17 protein-coding genes are annotated in these 18,041 nt (G+C 68.6%); 5 read left to right on the forward strand and 12 right to left on the reverse strand.

All coding sequences use genetic code 11. The features are described from left to right. Nucleotides 1-108: 108 nt before the first annotated feature. Together ACIOVG_RS02840 and ACIOVG_RS02845 are read right to left on the reverse strand one after the other, a co-directional pair. The gene (locus ACIOVG_RS02840; protein WP_400868839.1) at nt 109-891 is read right to left on the reverse strand and encodes an SURF1 family protein; all 783 of its coding nucleotides are present in this window, start codon (nt 889-891) and stop codon (nt 109-111) included. Nucleotides 892-923: 32 nt separating this feature from the next. Beyond that, on the reverse strand, nt 924-2,039 hold the full coding sequence (locus ACIOVG_RS02845; protein ID WP_400872667.1) for a GuaB3 family IMP dehydrogenase-related protein: 1,116 nt from the start codon (nt 2,037-2,039) through the stop codon (nt 924-926). 75 nt (nt 2,040-2,114) lie between these two features. Between ACIOVG_RS02845 and ACIOVG_RS02850 the strand changes: the two genes are divergently transcribed. Then, on the forward strand, nt 2,115-3,203 hold the full coding sequence (locus ACIOVG_RS02850) for an FAD-dependent oxidoreductase (protein ID WP_400868841.1): 1,089 nt from the start codon (nt 2,115-2,117) through the stop codon (nt 3,201-3,203). A gap of 10 nt (nt 3,204-3,213) precedes the next feature. Here ACIOVG_RS02850 and ACIOVG_RS02855 read toward each other — a convergent pair whose 3' ends face one another. The 10 genes from ACIOVG_RS02855 to guaB all read right to left on the reverse strand — a co-directional run bounded on the left by ACIOVG_RS02855 (nt 3,214) and on the right by guaB (nt 13,616). Beyond that, a complete protein-coding gene (locus ACIOVG_RS02855) occupies nt 3,214-4,902 on the reverse strand; it encodes an ABC-F family ATP-binding cassette domain-containing protein (protein ID WP_400868843.1) in 1,689 nt (562 codons plus the stop codon). 85 nt (nt 4,903-4,987) lie between these two features. Continuing rightward, complete coding sequence (locus ACIOVG_RS02860; RefSeq protein WP_400868845.1) at nt 4,988-6,781, reverse strand: ATP-binding protein; 1,794 nt, start codon at nt 6,779-6,781, stop codon at nt 4,988-4,990. Then, entirely contained in the window at nt 6,778-7,125 is a 348-nt protein-coding gene (locus ACIOVG_RS02865) for a response regulator (protein ID WP_400868846.1), read from the reverse strand. The genes ACIOVG_RS02860 and ACIOVG_RS02865 overlap by 4 nt, the downstream gene beginning before the upstream one ends. Continuing rightward, a complete protein-coding gene (locus tag ACIOVG_RS02870) occupies nt 7,122-7,265 on the reverse strand; it encodes a hypothetical protein (protein ID WP_400868848.1) in 144 nt (47 codons plus the stop codon). The genes ACIOVG_RS02865 and ACIOVG_RS02870 overlap by 4 nt, the downstream gene beginning before the upstream one ends. Then, nucleotides 7,262-8,749 carry a glycosyltransferase family 2 protein gene (locus ACIOVG_RS02875; protein ID WP_400868850.1) on the reverse strand — a complete coding sequence of 496 codons (1,488 nt, stop codon included), beginning with the start codon at nt 8,747-8,749 and terminating at the stop codon, nt 7,262-7,264. Before ACIOVG_RS02875 ends, ACIOVG_RS02870 begins: the two co-directional genes overlap by 4 nt. Beyond that, complete coding sequence (locus ACIOVG_RS02880) at nt 8,749-9,462, reverse strand: PHP domain-containing protein (protein ID WP_400868852.1); 714 nt, start codon at nt 9,460-9,462, stop codon at nt 8,749-8,751. Before ACIOVG_RS02880 ends, ACIOVG_RS02875 begins: the two co-directional genes overlap by 1 nt. Then, nucleotides 9,459-10,448, reverse strand: a complete 990-nt coding sequence (locus ACIOVG_RS02885) for an ATP-grasp domain-containing protein (RefSeq protein WP_400868854.1) — start codon at nt 10,446-10,448, stop codon at nt 9,459-9,461. The genes ACIOVG_RS02880 and ACIOVG_RS02885 overlap by 4 nt, the downstream gene beginning before the upstream one ends. Next, nucleotides 10,448-11,491 carry a response regulator gene (locus tag ACIOVG_RS02890; RefSeq protein WP_400868856.1) on the reverse strand — a complete coding sequence of 348 codons (1,044 nt, stop codon included), beginning with the start codon at nt 11,489-11,491 and terminating at the stop codon, nt 10,448-10,450. Before ACIOVG_RS02890 ends, ACIOVG_RS02885 begins: the two co-directional genes overlap by 1 nt. Nucleotides 11,492-11,720: 229 nt before the next feature. Then, on the reverse strand, nt 11,721-12,038 hold the full coding sequence (locus ACIOVG_RS02895; protein WP_400868858.1) for a DUF2277 domain-containing protein: 318 nt from the start codon (nt 12,036-12,038) through the stop codon (nt 11,721-11,723). Nucleotides 12,039-12,113: 75 nt separating this feature from the next. Next, nucleotides 12,114-13,616, reverse strand: coding sequence for an IMP dehydrogenase (gene guaB / locus ACIOVG_RS02900; protein WP_400868860.1), 1,503 nt, complete (start codon nt 13,614-13,616; stop codon nt 12,114-12,116). A gap of 275 nt (nt 13,617-13,891) precedes the next feature. Between guaB and ACIOVG_RS02905 the strand changes: the two genes are divergently transcribed. The 4 genes from ACIOVG_RS02905 to ACIOVG_RS02920 all read left to right on the forward strand — a co-directional run bounded on the left by ACIOVG_RS02905 (nt 13,892) and on the right by ACIOVG_RS02920 (nt 18,012). Next, nucleotides 13,892-15,241 carry a branched-chain amino acid ABC transporter permease gene (locus ACIOVG_RS02905; protein WP_400868862.1) on the forward strand — a complete coding sequence of 450 codons (1,350 nt, stop codon included), beginning with the start codon at nt 13,892-13,894 and terminating at the stop codon, nt 15,239-15,241. A 5-nt stretch (nt 15,242-15,246) separates the two neighbouring features. Then, nucleotides 15,247-16,224: a branched-chain amino acid ABC transporter permease gene (locus ACIOVG_RS02910; protein ID WP_400868864.1), complete on the forward strand. Its 978-nt coding sequence runs from the start codon at nt 15,247-15,249 to the stop codon at nt 16,222-16,224. 67 nt (nt 16,225-16,291) lie between these two features. Next, a complete protein-coding gene (locus ACIOVG_RS02915) occupies nt 16,292-17,257 on the forward strand; it encodes an ABC transporter ATP-binding protein (RefSeq protein ID WP_400872670.1) in 966 nt (321 codons plus the stop codon). After that, nucleotides 17,254-18,012, forward strand: coding sequence for an ABC transporter ATP-binding protein (locus tag ACIOVG_RS02920; protein ID WP_400868866.1), 759 nt, complete (start codon nt 17,254-17,256; stop codon nt 18,010-18,012). The genes ACIOVG_RS02915 and ACIOVG_RS02920 overlap by 4 nt, the downstream gene beginning before the upstream one ends. The last annotated feature ends 29 nt before the right edge of the window (nt 18,013-18,041 follow it).

Raw genomic sequence — 18,041 nt, forward strand, 5'->3', positions numbered from 1 at the left:
GGGGATCCGACATCCTCAATGGTGTTTGCCGATTGGTCACCGAGTGCTCACCGGGACGGCGCATGCGCAGAGCGCGAGAAATCCACCGCAGATCAGCGAGGAAATCCGTCAGGCGGATGCGGCCTGGGCGTCCTCGAACTCCTCGACCTCACGCTCCCAGGCGTCCTTGGCCAGGCGATACCAGAGGTAGAACGCGAAGCCGGCGAAGATGGCCCACTCGACCGCGTAGAAGACGTTCAGCCAGTTGACCGGCGACAGCTCTTCGGGGGCGGGCGAGTCGATGTCGTCGAGACCCGCGAGAGCGGTCGAGGAGGCCAGGTACGGCCGGTAGACGTCGAGCTGATCGATGTCGTGCCAGCGGCTGAGCAGCGCCGCCGTCGACATCCGGTCCATGCGCTCCGGCTCCGCGTGCGGGGGCACCCCCGGCCCCTCATCGGAGATGATCCGGCCGCTGATGTTCACCTCTGCGCCGTCCGCCTGCTCGTTCAGCGTCGCGGCCGCCTCATCAGCGGCTGCGCGGTCGGCCGTCCAGCCGATGGCCACGGCGATCGACGTGCGCTCCGCGACGCGCAGCTGACCGGTGACCCAGTAGCCCTCGACGCCGTCGTTGAACCGGTGCGAGACCACGAGGAAGTCATCCGCGACCCAGGATCCCGCGGTCTCCACCCGCTGACCGACCAACGGCTCCGGCAGGTACTCCCCCGGCTCGAGCACATCGGTGAGCGGTTGCACCTGCTCCGTCACTCCGGCGGGCGGCGGATCGGTCTCGATCGCCCGTTCGAGCTGCCACTGTCCGAGCCACGCGAACACACCGGCCACCACGAGGCACAGCAGCAGCATCCCGATCCAGCGGCTGCGCAGCATCACCTCACGCAGGGTGGGCGGGAACATCGAAGGGGATGTCACGGTGTCTGATGCAGCCTTCAGGCCTCGTACGGAGCCAGCACGACCTCGACCCGCTGGAACTCCTTGAGGTCCGAGTAGCCGGTGGTCGCCATGGACTTGCGCAGCGCGCCGATCAGGTTCGCCGTGCCGTCCGCGACGGGCGCGGGACCGTACAGGATCTCTTCGAGCGTGCCGATGCCGCCGACATGCACGCGGTGTCCGCGGGGCAGCTTGGGGTGGTGCGCCTCGGGGCCCCAGTGGAATCCGCGACCAGGAGCATCGGTGGCGCGGGCGAGCGCGACGCCGAGCATGACGGCGTCCGCACCCATCGCGAGCGCCTTGACGATGTCGCCGGACGTGCCGACGCCGCCGTCGGCGATCACGTGCACGTAGCGTCCACCGGACTCGTCGAGGTAGTCGCGACGGGCGGCCGCGACGTCGGAGACCGCGGTGGCCATCGGGGCGTGGATGCCGAGGGTCGCGCGCGTCGTCGACGCCGCTCCCCCGCCGAAGCCGACGAGCACTCCGGCCGCTCCCGTGCGCATCAGGTGCAGAGCGGCGGTGTAGGTCGCAGCACCGCCCACGATGACGGGAACGTCGAGGTCGTAGATGAACTTCTTCAGGTTGAGGGGCTCGGCCACGCTGGACACGTGCTCGGCCGACACCGTGGTGCCGCGGATGACGAACAGGTCGACCCCGGCGGCGGCGACGGTGTCGTAGTACTCCTGGGTGCGCTGCGGCGTGAGGGAGCCGGCGACCGTGACACCGGCCTCACGGATCTCGGCGAGACGGCGCGTGATGAGCTCGGGCTTGATCGGCTCCGAGTACAGCTCCTGCATCCGCACGGTCGCAAGCGCATCGTCGAGCCCGGCGATCTCCGCGAGAAGCGGCTCCGGGTTCTCGTAGCGCGTCCACAGCCCTTCGAGGTCGAGCACACCGAGACCGCCGAGCTGTCCCAGCATGATCGCGGTCTGCGGGCTCACGACAGAGTCCATCGGCGCTCCCAGCACGGGGATCTCGAAGCCGAAGGCGTCGATCGTCCATGCGGTCGACACGTCCTCCGGGTTGCGCGTGCGCCGCGATGGCACCACCGCGATGTCGTCGAACGTGTACGCGCGACGCGCGCGCTTTCCTCGGCCGAGCTCGATCTCCATGGTCACCCGTCCAGCCTACCCGGGAGCCGAGCCGTGCGATGGCTGGGAGACTGGATCCGACATCGGGAGGCAGGCATGAGGACGGATGCGGTGGACGTCGCCGTGGTCGGCAGCGGCGTGATGGGGCTCGCGACGGCCTGGGAGCTGACCAGGCGCGGGCGTCGCCCCGTCGTGCTGGAGCGCTTCGCCCGCAGCCACCGGGAGGGGGCGTCGCACGGCGCGACCCGCAACTTCAACAACGCCTACGATCAGGACCACTACCTCGACCTGCTGGTGCGCGCCAGGGCCGGATGGGACGCACTGGGCGACGTCGACGGCGCACCGCTGCTGCGGCTGCACGGCCTCGTGACGCACGGGGATGTCGACGTCGCAGCCGTGCGTGACGGTCTCGCCGCCCGCGGCATCCCGTCCGAGCTGATCTCCGCCGCCGAAGCGACCGGTCGCTGGCCAGGGATGCGGTTCGAGGGCGACGTGCTCTGGTCATCCGACGCCGGGGTGGTGCGGGCAGCGGATGCCCTGCGCGAGCTGGAGCGGCGGATCCTGGCCGCCGGCGGCGAGGTGCGCTGGAGCACTCCGGTCGCCCACATCGGCGAGACGCCGGACGGCGCCGTGGTGGAGCTCGCCGACGGCAGCCGCCTGCACGCCGACACGGTGGTCGTCACCGCCGGCGCCTGGACGCAGAAGCTCCTGTCGCGGATCGGCCTGCCCGCGCTGACGGTGACCGAGGAGACGCCGGCGCACTTCGCGCCGCGCACCGATGCGGCGTGGCCGTCGTTCAACCACTACACCGATCCGTCCGCTTACCCGGCGACCGTGTACGGCATGCCGACGCCCGGCGAGGGCGTCAAAGTGGGCTTCCACCTGGCCGGCGACGAGGTCGACCCCGATGCCCGTCCGCACATCCCGACGCACCAGGCGGCACTCGCGGCGTACGTGCGGGAGTGGATGCCGGGGCTGGACCCCGACAGCGCTGTGCCGATCAGCTGCACCTACACCTCGACAGCGGACGGGACGTTCGTGCTCGATCGCCGGGGCCATGTCGTGGTCGGCGCCGGATTCTCGGGGCACGGGTTCAAGTTCGCCACCGGCATCGGCGCCGTGCTGGCCGACCTCGCACTCGACCCCTCCGCCCGCGCCGCCGAACCGTTCCGCCTCGCTCCCTGAGGTGAGGGCATCAGCGAGCACGCACCACGCGGCGCTCGTCCCACACCGGCTCGCCGGACTCGTAGACCGCACCGTCGGAGCCGAACACCAGGAACCGATCGAAGGAGCGCGCGAACCAGCGGTCGTGCGTGACCGCGAGCACTGTGCCCTCGAAGCGCTCGAGCGCCTGCTCCAACGCCTCGGCCGACTCGATGTCGAGGTTGTCGGTCGGCTCGTCGAGCAGCAGCAGCGTCGCGCCGGACAGCTCGAGCAGCAGCACCTGGAACCGCGCCTGCTGTCCACCCGACAACGACTCGAAGGTCTGCTGCGCCTGGCGCACTAGTCCGTACCGGTCGAGGGCCGAGCTGGCGGCGTCACGCGGCATCCCCGCACGACGGTCGTCGCCGCGATGCAGGATCTCCAGCAGCGTGCGACCGACGAACTCCGGATGCGCGTGCGTCTGGGCGAACAGCCCCGGCACCACACGCGCACCCAGCACCGCCCGCCCGGTGTGCGCGACCTCGCTCAGCTGCTCCCCCGTCGATGTCACGTGACCGAGCGACGGATCGGGATCGGTGCCGCCACGGGCGAGCAGCCGGAGGAAGTGCGACTTGCCGGAACCGTTCGAGCCGAGCACGGCCACGCGGTCGCCGTACCAGACCTCCGCGTCGAACGGCCTCATGAGGCCGCTCAACTCCAGCTGATGCGCCACGACCGCGCGCTTGCCCGTGCGCGCTCCGCGCAGGCGCATATCGAAGTCCTGCGCCGGCGGACGCTCCTCGGGCGGACCCGCCTCCTCGAACTTGCGGAGTCTGGTCTGAGCGGCCTGATACCGCGAGGCGAAGCCGTCGTTCGCCGAGGCCTTGACCTTGAGGTTCGCCACCAGGACCCGCAGCTTCTCATGCTGCTCGTCCCACCGCCGACGCATCTCGTCGAGCCGGTCCATCCGGTCGCTGCGCGCCTGGTGGTACGTGCCGAAGCCGCCGCCGTGCACCCACGCGGTGGCCCCCGCTCCGCCGGGTTCGAGCGTGATGAGTCGATCCGCGGCACGGGCAAGGAGCTCGCGATCGTGCGAGACCAGGAGCACGGTCTTGGCGGTCTGCCGCAGTTGTTCCTCGAGCCAACGCTTCGCCGGCACATCGAGATAGTTGTCCGGCTCGTCGAGCAGCAGCACCTGATCCGGTCCGCGCAACAGCGCCTCGAGCGCCAGCCGCTTCTGCTCGCCGCCCGAGAGCGTGGTCAGCTCGCGGTAGCGGGCGCGCTCGAACGGCACGCCCAGGGCGGCCACCGTGCACTGATCCCACACGGTCTCGTGCTCGTAGCCGCCGGCATCCGCATACTCCGCGATGGCCGAGGCGTAGGCCATCTGGGTGTCGTGCTCATCGCGCTCGATCAGGGCGTTCTCCGCCGCCTCGAGAGCCTGAGCCGCCGCGCGGATGCGCCGAGGCGCGACGCGGACGAGCAGCTCGTGCACGGTCTGACCCGGCTCCCCGTGGCCGACGAACTGATCCATGACGCCGAGTCCGCCGTCGATCGTCACGACGCCGTCATCGGCGACCTGATCCCCGCGGATGATCCGCAGCAGCGTGGTCTTGCCCGCGCCGTTCGGTCCGATCAGCGCACTGGTCGATCCCTGCCCGACCCGGAAGGTCGCGTCGTCGAGAAGAGGTCTGCCGTCCGGCAGTGTGAGTGAAATACCTGAGACATCGATGTAGCCCACCGTGCGAGGCCGTCCTTCCGCCCGCAACTGTCGAGCCGACCAGGCTATCAGCTGACCGGCGAGACCGCCGTCACCGGCGAGGTCGTCACTCCGCGATGCTGAGCGTCGTCAGCACCTCGGTGCGCGGCGCGGCCGGGAGCGTGAACCGGAACTCGGTTCCGACGCCCTCCTCGCTCTCGACGTCCATCACTCCTCCGTGGGCGATCACGATCGCCCGGGTGATGGTGAGCCCCAGACCGACCCCTGGCACGGCGTTCTGCGTGGCGGTCGATGCGCGGAAGAAGCGGGTGAACAGCATCCCCTGCTCGTCCTCGGGGATGCCGACGCCGGTGTCGCGCACCGAGATCTGCACGCCGCCATCCACCAGGATCAGGCGCGCCGTCACACTGCCGCCTGCCGATGTGAACTTGATCGCATTCGAGAGCAGGTTGTCGATCGCCTGACCGATCCGGCCCGGATCGACCAGTGCGCGCACCGGCGCATCCGGTACATCGGCCGTGAGGGTGATGCCCTCGCGCTGGGCGTGCGGACCCGCCGAGACCACGGCCGAACGCACGAGCTCTGCAAGGTCGGCATCGGTGCGGTCGAGCGGGAACCGGCCCGATTCGACCTGGGCGCTGAACAGCAGATCTCCGACGAGGTTGAGCAGGCGCTGCGCGTTGCGCTCGATGATGCCGACGAACTCCTGCTGATCGTCGGTGAGCGGCTGCCCTGGGTCGTTCTGCAACAGGTCGAGGAAGCCGATGATGGCGCTCAACGGCGTGCGCAGCTCGTGGGAGATCATCCCGACGAACTCGTCCTTCATGCGCGCGACCTCGACCGCCCTGCTCTCGTCCGTCACGACGAACAGGTAGCCCTGCTGGGCCCCGTCCCCGTCCCTGTGCGGCGTGATGGTCACACGGGCGGGAACCGTCGTCCCTCCGGCCGTGGTCACCGCCAGGTCGCCGTCGACGATCTGCTCGTCGTCGACGCGGGCGAACAGCGCCTGCACGCCGTGGGCGAGCTCGGGGGTCTCTCGCGGCTCCGTCCCTGCGGGGCAGTCCTGAGCCAGCATCGTGAGGACGGCATCCGGGAAGAAGCGGTCGACGCGCACATCCTGCATCGCCTCGGCGTAGGTGATGCCGAGGAGCCGCTCCGCACCGGGGTTCCAGGCTGTGATGCGTCCCGCGTCATCGGTTCCGATGACGGCCTGCACGGTGATCGAGGACCACAGCCCCTCGTAGGAGTCGACAAGGACCTGGTTCTGCAGCTCCTTCTCGCGCAGCTGCACGAGCATCGCGACGTTGTCGGTCAGTGCCGCCGTGCGCTCGGCCACCAGCCGCTCCGCCTGCTCGGCGCGCACCCGTTGCTGGCGCGACAGCTCGTTCACGACCGCGGCCATCGCCGAGAAGACCAGCGGTCCGATGACACCGCGCAGCCACTCGATGGAGGTGTCCGGCGGGCTGGCGAAGTACGGCATGAGCAGGGCGAGGGAGGTGAGGCCTCCGACGACGAACACGTAGCGGATGCCGGGCGCCGCCGCGATCCACACCACGGGCAGCAGCACGAGCGATCCGAAGATCGACGAGGCGCCGCCCGTGCCGGCCCGGAAGAGTCCGAGTCCGAGGATGTCGATCATCGGGATGATCAGCACCACCCAGCCCTCGTACACGCGCAGTGCGCTGAGGATGGCGGCGTGCACGGTGGCGAGCAGCACGATGGCGATGCCGGCGAGAGCGGCGAACCCCTGCTCGAACGCGAGATCGGGGTTGAGCCAGGCCACCAGGGCGGCGACGATGATCGCGATCGTCGTCGGCGACTGCTTCAGCAACGGGCTCGGGTTGTCGAACAGCCGGTACCAGCTGTGCTCGGCGCGGTCCCGAGGCGTCGCAGCGTTCACCGCTGCACCCGCCTCAGGATCTCGTGCATGTCGGCTCCGACGATCGGCTTGGGCAGTGCGGCATCCGCGGGCGGATAGTCCGCGGCGTCGAGGACCGAGCTGATCACGAGGAAGCACGCGGGGAAGCGTTCGCGCACCAGCGCCGCGCATTCCTGCCCGGAGATCCCCGGCAGCAGCAGATCGAGCACCGCGACGACGGGGTCGATGTCGGAGAACGCGGCGATCGCGGCCTCCGCATCTGCCGCGGCGAAGACGTCGAAGCCCTCGCGGTCGAGGTAGCGGCGCAGCAGCGCGGTCTGATCAGCGCTGTCCTCCACGACGAGCGCGAGCGGCCGACCGGTCACCGGAGGAACATCTCTCGCACGATCACGACGACGACCACGATCGCCAGGGCGAGCAGGGCCTGCGGAACGAGGCGGAACTCGCGGCGACGGTCCTCCTCGATCTCCTCGGCTTCCGAGTTCTGCGGGGGTGTCTGGGTCATGAGTCGACCCTTCCGATCTTCTCGGTCTTGATCCATGAGGCGTCGGCACGACGCCACTCCTTGATGTACGAGTCCACGGTGATGGCGCACAGCAGTGAGCCGTACCCGCAGATGTAGAGCAGCAGTCCGGCGAAGAAGCGGCCGCCGGGGAGACGCTCGACGGCACGCGCGAGCCAGATCCCCAGCATGGAGATCGGCCCCCACAGGTAGAAGATCACGGCCCAGGTGAAGCGGGTCCGATCGGTGAGCGCCATACCGAGGTCGGCCAGCCCCCGCTCGAACAGCCAGGGGAACAGCGCGATCGCCATCAGGAGGAGTGCGCCGAGTCCGGGGAACATCAGCGCCTCCCGCCACGACTGCCGCCCGATCCGAGGATCGAGTTGCACCGAGTACAGCATCGAGAACAGGTAGATGCAGGCCGCGGAGATCCACATGAAGCGGAAGACGAAGTCGGCTATCTCGCTGTGCAGGATGAGCAGCGTGAGCATGGCGGCCGCTGCCAGGATCATGAACGCCGGCAGCAGCAGGATCGTGAACCATGCGAGCCCGAACGGGATGCTCCCGAGATTGTGCGCGCGGCTGGGACGGAACCACAGCTTGCGGTAGATCGAGGTGAGCTGCACGTTGCCGCGCGCCCAGCGCAGACGCTGCTTCCACAGGCTGTCGACCGTACGCGGCTCCTCCGCGTAGACGACGGCGTGCGGCTCGAAGACCATCCGGCGGCCCTTGAGCTGGCTCTCGAAGGTCGTCATGGTGTCTTCAGCGAGCGTCCCGGTGGGGATCCGCCCCCCGATCGCCTCCAGGTTGGCACGCGAATGCAGCTGCGCTCCTCCGGCGAGGCACGCGATCGCGCCTCCGACGTTCTGGGTACGCCGGGCGGAGAGCTGCCCGATGACGTACTCGATGGCGATGAAGCGGGTGAGGTAGTTGCGGTCCCTGCTGCCCTCGGCGATGTAGGCGGTGACGGCGCCGACCTTCTCGTCGGCGAGGTGCCTGGTGAGCTTGCGGAGGGAGTCCCTGGCGAAGATGACGTCGGCGTCCATGATGAGCACGGCTTCGGTCCACTCGTCCGCGAGCACGATGTCGAGCCCGTGGTTCAGCGTGTGCGCCTTGCCCTCGCCGCCGACCTCGCGGCGCAGATGCACGACGCGGCCGGGGTAGGCGGCCGCCTTGGCGTTGACGATGTCCGGGGTGTCATCCGTCGAAGCATCGTCGACGACGAAGACGCGCAGACGGTCGGCGGGGTACTCGAGCTGGAGCAGCCGCTCGATCGCGGGGCCGATGACCAGACCCTCGTTCCACGCCGGGATCAGCACCGCCACGTTGGGATGGTACGGCGCGGCCTTCGCGTAGTGATTGCGGAACGCGTGCAGCGGCAGCGACAGGAACTGCAGTCCGGTGTTGATCACGGGCAGGGTGCCCACCAACACGCAGATCAGCAGGAAGATGACGAAGACCGTCTCGAGCCAGGTGAGATCCGCCATCAGGAATCCGAGAACTCTGCCAGCAGGGCGCTGACGCGACTGTAGCGTCCGACATCCGAGGCGACGTGACTGTCTGTGGAGGCCACGATCTCGACCCCGGCGGCGCGCAGAGCCGCGAGTGTCGGGGCTTCGGGGCATCCCCACTTCTCGTTGACCTCGACCAGCGTTCCGGTCTGGGCCGCGGCGCGCGCCCATGCCTCCACCCGCTCCGCGCCCAGGTCGCTCTCGGCGAGCCCGATCTTGGGCAGGAGCGAGAAGCAGTGCGCGAGCTGGTTGCCCGGATACCGCTGCATCGCCGAGATGAACGCCGAGACGAACTGGTCGAGCACGTCGGCCTCCGCCCACCCGTCCGCGATGAGTTCGCGCACGGCGGTGGGCCCGAGGGGGCCATCGACGCCGGGGAACTGATGATCGGCGATCAGGATGCGGTCGATCCCGGCGGGGAGGGCGGGGATGTCGAGGTCACCGGCGGCGTTGAGGATCTTCGCCTCCACGCCGGTGAGGACCGTCAGCCCTTCCGGGACCTCGAGCGCGTGCACGGCCGTGAGGTACTCGGGCACCCACGTCGTGCTCTGGCGCACGTGGTCCACCAGCCGCAGCGTGGTGAGCCCGATGGCCGCGGCCGCGGCGACGTTCTCGGCGAGGGTGGAGACCGCGTCGTCCGAGAACGTGGAGTGCACGTGGTGGTCACCGCGCAGCGCCGCGTGGCTCACGATTCCTCCTGATGCCCGGCATGCGCCGAGACCAGCACGTCCTCCACCTCGACGATGATGTCCTCCAGGAAGCGCACCGAGGCGACCTCGCGGAACGGCACCAGCGCCGGCAGCTCGCGCCCGAGGAACAGATCGACGACGAGCGACGGGATGTCGACGCCCGCCGCGATGGTCAGCGGCAGCGCGCCGGGGAAGCGCGGGTTGATCTCCAGCAGCACCGCGCGGCCCGACCGATCGCGTCGCAGCTGCACGTTGGCGACGCCGACGAGGCCGATCGCCCGCGCGAGGGCGGCGGCCGTCTCCTCGAGCTCCGGGTCGCGCACCGTGCGGCCGGCGATCGCGACGCCCGAGTCCACCCGCGCACGCGTCCGCGGCACCGCGGCGACGATGTTGCCGTCGGCGTCGGCGATCACGTCGACCGAGTACTCCTCGCCCGGCAGGAAGTCCTGCACGATGAGGCCCTCGTCCAGAGGCAGCGCGTCGAGCGCGGCGCGATCCGGGACCAGGCGCACACCGCGACTGCCCGCCCCCTGGCGGGGCTTGGCGAAGACCGGGAACTCCCAGTCCACGCTCTGCGCGTCGGGGCCGGCGAGAACCGTGCGGGGTGCGAACCCCGTCGGTGCGCACCGCTCGGCGAGCGAGAGCTTGTCGAGCGCGATGTCCAACGTCTCCGCTGAGGGAGCTGCCAGCACGGCCGGGGCCAGCTCCTCGCGGCGAGCGGCGACCGCCACGAGCTCCACGTCGACGGTGGAGATCACGAGGTCGAGCGCGTCCTCCGCCACGAACCGCGCGAGTGCGGGCACGAAGTCCTCGTCACGCCCCGGGGGCAGCAGTCGACGCTGCTCGGCCGGCACCAGGTACAGGCCGCTCGCCCAGCCGTCCATGTCTGCGGCGAACACGGTCAGGTCGGAGCGGCGCAGCAGAGACCTGATCACGGCGACTCCGGCGGGTCCCCCGGCTCCGGTCACCAGTACTCGCGTGGTCATCAGCTCTCCCGTCGTGAGAGTTCGTGCGCTCCGACGAACTCGGCTGTCTCGCGGACGACCTCGAGCGGTTCGACCGCGATCCCCCCGCCGAAGCGGGACCAGTAGCGTGCTGTGGCGCTGACGAAGTCGGGGTCGAGGTAGTCACGGCTCGCGGTCTGCGACTGGAAGCACTCCAGCAGTCGCAGCTTCTGCGGCAGGTACTTGTCGATCCGCACGAACCGCGTCGGCCGGAAGTCGATCGTCGACGACGGGCTCTGGTAGCACGCGACGGTGCCCACGCGACGGGTCGCGACGATCGTGGCCTCGCTCACCGCCCGGTGGTCCTGGTGGCGATCGTTCTGCGAGTGCGTGTAGACGATGGTCGGTTGGATCTCGCGAACGACCTCCTCGATCAGGCGCACGGTCGCACCGCCGCCGGAGATCTCGGTGTCGATCAGGTCCTTGAGGAAGAGCCGGGCGCCGAGGATCTCTGCGGCGGCGAGGGACTCGTTCTGCCTGCTGTCCGCATCGCCCCCGCGCGCACCGCGCGAGAGGGTGAGGATCGTGAGATCGTCTCCGGCCTGCGCATGCGCTGCCAGGAGGCCGCCGACGCCGATCTCGACGTCGTCGGGGTGCGCGCCGATCGCGAGCACCACGTCCTTCGGCCGGCTCGCTTCCTTGCGGCGCCGCCCCTCTTCGATCAGGCGTCCGACGGTCTCCACGAGGCGCACGTTGTCGAGCGGCTTGGTGAGGAACTCGTCGGCCTGGGCGCGCAGAGCCGAGACCGCGTAATCGACGGAGACGTGCGCGGTCATCACCACGACGGGGACGGTCGGGATCAGGCGACGCAGCTCGGCGAGCAGCTCGAGCCCGTTCAGCCCTGGCATCTCGATGTCGGTGATGACGAGGTCAGGACGCACGGCGCCGACGCGTTCGATCGCGGCTCGACCGTCCGCGGCGAGGTCGACGACACAGCCGGCGCGCCTCTCCAGCACGGTCTTCACGAGCAGGGCGACGTCCGGGTCGTCATCGACGACGAGAACGCGGGGTGCATCCTCAGGCATATATACAGCTCTCCTTGGGGAGATTCCCTGTCGGTGATCAAGCCGACGGCGAATTCTCGGTGCCCTTCAACACCGGAAACTCAGCGGGAAAGTCGAGCGGGGTTTTGAGTCGATTCTGGCATAGGCGTGATCGCGCGGCGCGCGGCGCTCCGTCACGACTTTCCCCGCGCGACCAGGCGTCTCGTGCGCAGCGCGACGCGAGGCAGGGCATCGGAGAGCGCACTTCAACTCAGGATGCCGTCGCGCGCGCGGCGCGCTTCTCCTGCTGATAGACACGGATGGCTTCGTACCGCTCGGCCGACCGGGCCCGACGCTTCGCAGCCTCGTCCTCGCGCTTCTTCGGCGGGGCCGCGGTCACGAGGCTGTCCACGAGCTGGCGTGTGGCGCGCGCGATCTGCTCGACCGCTTCGTCGAACGCGGCCTGGTTGGCTCTGGACGGCTTGGTGGTTCCCGAGATCTTGCGCACGAACTGCAGTGCGGCGTCGTGACATTCGTCGTCGGTCGCGGCGGGCTCGAAGTTGTTCAGGGGAACGATGTTGCGGCACATGCCTGCCAGGGTAGGCCGATCACGGCTCGAGCCCAAGAGCTGTCCTGGCGCGAGCCGTGATCCGGCGACGTGCTCCTACTTCTTGTAGTTGGGAGCCTCGACGACGATCTGCACGTCGTGCGGGTGGGACTCCTTGAGCCCGGCCGAGGTGATACGCACGAATTTGCCGCGCTGCTTGAGCTCCTCGATCGTGCGGGCGCCGACGTAGAACATCGACTGACGCAACCCGCCGACGAGCTGGTAGGCGACGGCTCCGAGCGGGCCGCGGTAGGGCACCTGCCCCTCGATGCCCTCGGGGATGAGCTTGTCGTCACTGGGCACGTCGGCCTGGAAGTAGCGGTCCTTCGAGTACGAGGTCTGCTTGCCGCGAGTCTGCATCGCGCCGAGCGAGCCCATGCCCCGGTACTGCTTGAACTGCTTGCCGGACTGGAAGACGATCTCACCCGGCGACTCGTCGGTTCCGGCGAGGAGCGAACCGAGCATGACCGCATCGGCGCCTGCGACCAGCGCCTTGGCGATGTCGCCGGAGTACTGCAGGCCGCCGTCCGCGATCACCGGGACCCCGGCGGGGCGTGCGGCGAGCGAGGCCTCGTAGACCGCCGTGACCTGGGGGACTCCGACGCCGGCGACCACGCGGGTGGTGCAGATGGATCCGGGTCCGACGCCGACCTTCACGGCGTCGACTCCCGCGTCGATGAGCGCCTGGGCACCCTCGCGCGTGGCGACGTTGCCGCCGATGACGTCGATGTGGGCGAACGACTCGTCCGCCTTCAGACGGCGGACGAGGTCGATGACGCCCTGGGACTGACCGTTGGCGGTGTCGACCACGAGCACGTCGACTCCGGCATCGCGCAGCGCCTCCGCGCGCTCCCACGCGTCACCGAAGAATCCGATGGCCGCGCCGACGCGCAGGCGTCCCTGGTCGTCCTTGGTGGCGAGCGGGTACTTCTCGCTCTTGTCGAAGTCCTTGATGGTGATGAGGCCGGCGAGCTTGCCGTCGTCGTCGATCAGGGGCAGCTTCTCGACGCGGTGCTTCGCGAACAGCGCGATGACCTCGCCGGCGGCGACGCCGACGGGAGCGGTGACGAGTCCCTCGGACGTCATGACGTCCTTGACGAAGGTGGTCTGGCGCTCGAAGCCCGACACGAAGCGCATGTCGCGGTTCGTGATGATGCCCACCAGGGTGCCGTCGGCGTTGACCACGGGAAGACCGGAGATGCGGTACTTGGCGCACAGCGCGTCGACCTCTTCGACGGTCGCGTCCTCTGTCGTGGTGATCGGGTCGGTGATCATGCCGGACTCGCTGCGCTTGACGCGGTCGACGTGCGCGGCCTGGTCGGCGATGGAGAGGTTGCGGTGCAGGATGCCGATGCCGCCCTCGCGTGCCATCGCGATCGCCATGCGCGACTCGGTGACCGTGTCCATCGCACTCGAGAGCAGCGGCGTCGCGACCGAGATGCGGCGTGTGATCCGCGAGGAGGTGTCCGCCTCGCTGGGGATCACGTCGGTGTGCCCTGGCAGCAGCAGCACGTCGTCGTACGTCAGTCCGACGAAACCGAAGGGATCGTGCTGTTCCATGGGGGCTCCTCCTGCGCTGATCGCGCGAATCCGAGTGAGTGTGGGGGCGGTCGACGTCGTCCGACACGGGTGCGAACCCGTATGAAGATTCTAAGCGAGACGCGCCCGAGAACATTCCCGATGTCAGGGCTGCTGACCCTCGTCAGGGGGATATCTGTACTCGGTCCAGAGGGATGTGTAGGTGAATCGGGGATCGCGCACTACGCTCAAATGCACCGTCCAGGTCTGCGGTGCACACCCGATGCCGCAGACAGAGCACTCACAGTGGAGGTTGCGTGGGACCCACAACATTCGCCGTGCAGAGAAGGCGCCCCTGGGTCGTCGCTTTCCTCGGCATCCTGATCGCTCTGTCCGCATTCCTGTTGCAACCTCCCGCCTCCGCATCGGCCGAGACGACGGATGACGGCCAGGAGGTCACGGAGTTCTACTTCGCCGGCGTCATCACCTTCGACGACGCCCCCGTCGAGGGCGTCGTCATGTCGATCGAGGGCAAAGGATTCAAGGGCGAGACCGAGACGGACGCCGAGGGCAAGTGGCGTCTGTACGTCCCCGAGAAGGAGAAGTACACCCTGACCGTCGACGAGTCGACGCTCCCCGACGGGGTCATCGTCGATGCGAGCCTGCTGCCCCCTGGGACGCAGCCGATCGCCGGGACGACGGCATCGTTCGAGGTCGAGTTCGGTCTCACCGGCACGAAGATCATGAACCTGTTCCTCGGCGAGGGCGAACGGATCACGGTCTCCTTCATCGACCAGCTGCTCTCCCGCCTGGTGGGCGGCCTGAACTTCGGTCTCCTGCTGGCACTGGCATCGATGGGTGCCGCGCTGATCTACGGCACGACCCGGCTGTCGAACTTCGCGCACGCCGAGATGGTGACCTGGGGCGGCCTGGTCGCCCTGGTCACGACCACCTTCTGGCACCTCCCGCTCTGGCTCGGCATCGCCGCAGCCGTGATCGGCGGCGGTCTGTTCGGCTGGGCGCTCGACGCCGGGCTCTGGCGTCCTCTGCGACGGCGCGGACTCGGCGTCGTCCAGCTGATGATCGTCAGCATCGGTCTCTCGCTCGCACTGCGCTATGCGTTCCAGTATCTGATCGGCGGCGGCACCCGGCAGCTTCCCGGCGCCAGCCCCACGCCGATCCAGTTCGGGCCCATCTCGCTCTCCTACATCGATCTGATCGCGATGGGCGTGAGCATCATCGTGATCCTCGGGGTGGCGTTCTTCCTGACCCGCACCCGCATCGGCAAGGCCACACGCGCCATCTCCGACAATCCACAGCTCGCCGCCGCATCCGGTATCGACGTCGACAAGGTCGTCCGGTACGTCTGGATCCTCTCCGGCACGCTGGCCGCGATCTCCGGCATCCTGTGGGCGTACTTCCGCCCCGGCGTGAAGTGGGACATGGGCATGCAAATGCTGCTCCTCATCTTCGCCGCGATCACCCTGGGCGGTCTCGGCACGGCGTTCGGCGCGCTCGTCGGTTCGCTCATCGTCGGCATCGCGGTCGAGGTCTCGACGCTGTGGATCCCGTCCGACCTGAAGTACGCGAGTGCGCTGGTCGTGCTGATCGTGATCCTGCTCGTCAGACCACAAGGGCTTTTGGGACGCAGGGAAAGGTTGGGCTGATCACCATGGACTTCGGAAGCATCTTCTCCAACACCGCCGTCTACCTCTTCAGCCCGGTCACGCTGGCCTATGCCCTGGCGGCTACCGGACTCGCCGTGCACTTCGGCTACGCCGGACTGCTCAACTTCGGCATGGCGGCCTTCATGGCCATCGGCGGCTACGGCTACGCCATCTCCGTGCTGAGCTTCGGTCTGCCCTGGTGGATCGGCATGCTGATCGGCCTGATCGGCGGCGCCCTGTTCGCCGTGCTGCTCGGCATCCCGACGCTGCGACTGCGCGCCGACTATCTGGCCATCGCGACCATCGCCGCCGGGGAGATCGTCCGTCTGCTGTTCACGACGCAGGTCTTCGACGAGTTCACCAACTCGGCGGACGGACTCGCGCAGTACAACGGCGGCTTCCGCGACGCGAACCCGTTCCCCCCTGGCACCTACGGCTTCGGCCCGTGGACCTACAGCGCGAACGACCTGTGGAACCGCGTGTTCGGACTCATCGTGCTGCTCGTCGCGATCCTGCTGGTGTGGTCGCTCATGCGCAGCCCCTGGGGCCGCGTGCTCAAGGGCATCCGCGAGGATGAGGACGCCGTGCGCTCGCTCGGCAAGAACGTCTTCGCCTACAAGATGCAGGCGCTCGTCGTCGGTGGCGTGATCGGAGCGGCCGGCGGGATCGTGTTCGTCCTCCCCTCCGCCGTCGTCCCCGGCAGCTACTCGACCTCGCTGACCTTCTTCCTGTGGACGGTCCTGCTCCTCGGCGGCGCCGCCACCGTGTTCGGTCCGACGCTGGGCGCGATCCTCTTCTGGGTCGTGTTCGCGTTCATGGCGAACCTGCTCCCGTCGATGGCCAAGGCAGGGCTACTTCCGATGTCCGACAGCCAGGCATCGACGCTGGTGTTCATCTTCGTCGGCGTCGCGCTCATGCTGCTCGTGATCTTCCGCCCCCAGGGCATCCTCGGAGACAAGAGGGAGATGACCTTTGTCAAATGAACTGAATCCCGAATCGGTCCCCGCCTCCGCAGAGGGGGCGCCGGACGGCGCACCCACGACAGGAAGCATCCGTCGTCCGAAGACCACCGGACTGACCAAGGGCGAGGTCAAGCCGGGCGTCGCCAAGGTCGATCCGATCCTGATCGTCGATTCCGTGCAGCGGCGCTTCGGAGGTCTGACCGCCGTCGACGTCGATCACCTCGAGATCCCGCGCGGAGCGATCACGGCGCTGATCGGCCCGAACGGTGCCGGCAAGACCACCCTGTTCAACCTGCTCTGCGGATTCGACAAGCCCAACAGCGGCACGTGGTCGTTCGACGGCACGAACCTCTCGGGCGTCCCGTCGTTCAAGGTCGCCCGCATGGGCCAGGTGCGCACGTTCCAGCTCACCAAGTCGTTGTCGCTGCTCACCGTGCTCGAGAACATGAAGCTCGGAGCTCCCCACCAGCGCGGTGAGAAGTTCTGGTCGAGCCTGTTCCCCTTCCTGTGGCGCACGCAGGACACCGACATCGAGGGGAAGGCGCGCGAGCTGCTCGCCCGCTTCAAGCTCGACGCCAAGGAGAAGGACTTCGCCGCCTCGCTGTCCGGCGGTCAGCGCAAGCTGCTCGAGATGGCGAGGGCGCTCATGAGCGATCCGACCCTGGTGATGCTCGACGAGCCGATGGCCGGCGTCAACCCGGCGCTCACCCAGTCGCTGCTCGACCACATCCTGGACCTCAAGGGCCTGGGAATGACGGTGCTGTTCGTCGAGCACGACATGCACATGGTCCGCCACATCGCGGACTGGGTCGTGGTGATGGCGGAGGGCCGCGTCGTCGCGGAGGGACCGCCCGACGAGGTCATGGAGGACCCCGCGGTCATCGACGCCTATCTCGGCGCCCACCAGGACGTCGACCTCGGCGCCGTGACCGGTCGCATCCCCGTGATCGAGAACGACGACGCCCGCCGACTCCGCGAGAAGATCGAAGCAGAGGCCGAGGCGGAGCTCGAAGCGACGAGCGCCGTCGGCCCCGACGAGAAGGGCAACGCATGAGTGCGGACACACCGGCCCCCGCAGCCGACGACATCGTCGTCGAGCTGAAAGACGTCCACGCCGGGTACCTCCCCGGCGTCAACATCCTCAACGGCGCGAACCTGGTCGCCCGCCAGGGCGAGCTGATCGGCATCATCGGACCGAACGGCGCGGGCAAGTCGACGCTGCTCAAGTCGATCTTCGGGCTCGTGAACGTGCGCAGCGGCGATATCACCGTGAACGGCGAGAGCATCGTCGGGCTGAAGGCCGACAAGCTCGTGAAGCGCGGTGTCGCCTTCGTCCCTCAGACGAACAACGTCTTCCCGTCGCTCTCCATCGAGGAGAACCTGCAGATGGGGCTCTACCAGAACCCCAAGATCTACACGGAGCGCCTGGAGTTCGTGACGGGGATCTTCGCCGAACTCGGTAAGCGTCTGAAGCAGCGCGCGGGCTCGTTGTCCGGTGGCGAGCGGCAGATGGTGGCCATGTCTCGCGCGCTCATGATGGATCCGTCCGTGCTGCTCCTGGACGAGCCATCGGCCGGCCTCTCCCCCGTGCGGCAGGATGACGCCTTCATCCGCGTCTCCGACATCAACAAGGCCGGGGTGACGACCATCATGGTCGAACAGAACGCGCGACGTTGCCTTCAGATCTGCGACCGCGGTTATGTGCTCGATCAGGGCAAGGACGCCTACGAGGGCACCGGACGCGATCTGCTGAACGATCCCAAGGTCATCGGTCTGTACCTCGGCACGTTGGGCACGGACGCCGCCTGAGCGATTCTCGCAGAGGGGCGGATGCTGCG

This window comes from Microbacterium sp. NPDC087591 (genome assembly GCF_044743625.1).
Taxonomy (GTDB): domain Bacteria; phylum Actinomycetota; class Actinomycetes; order Actinomycetales; family Microbacteriaceae; genus Microbacterium.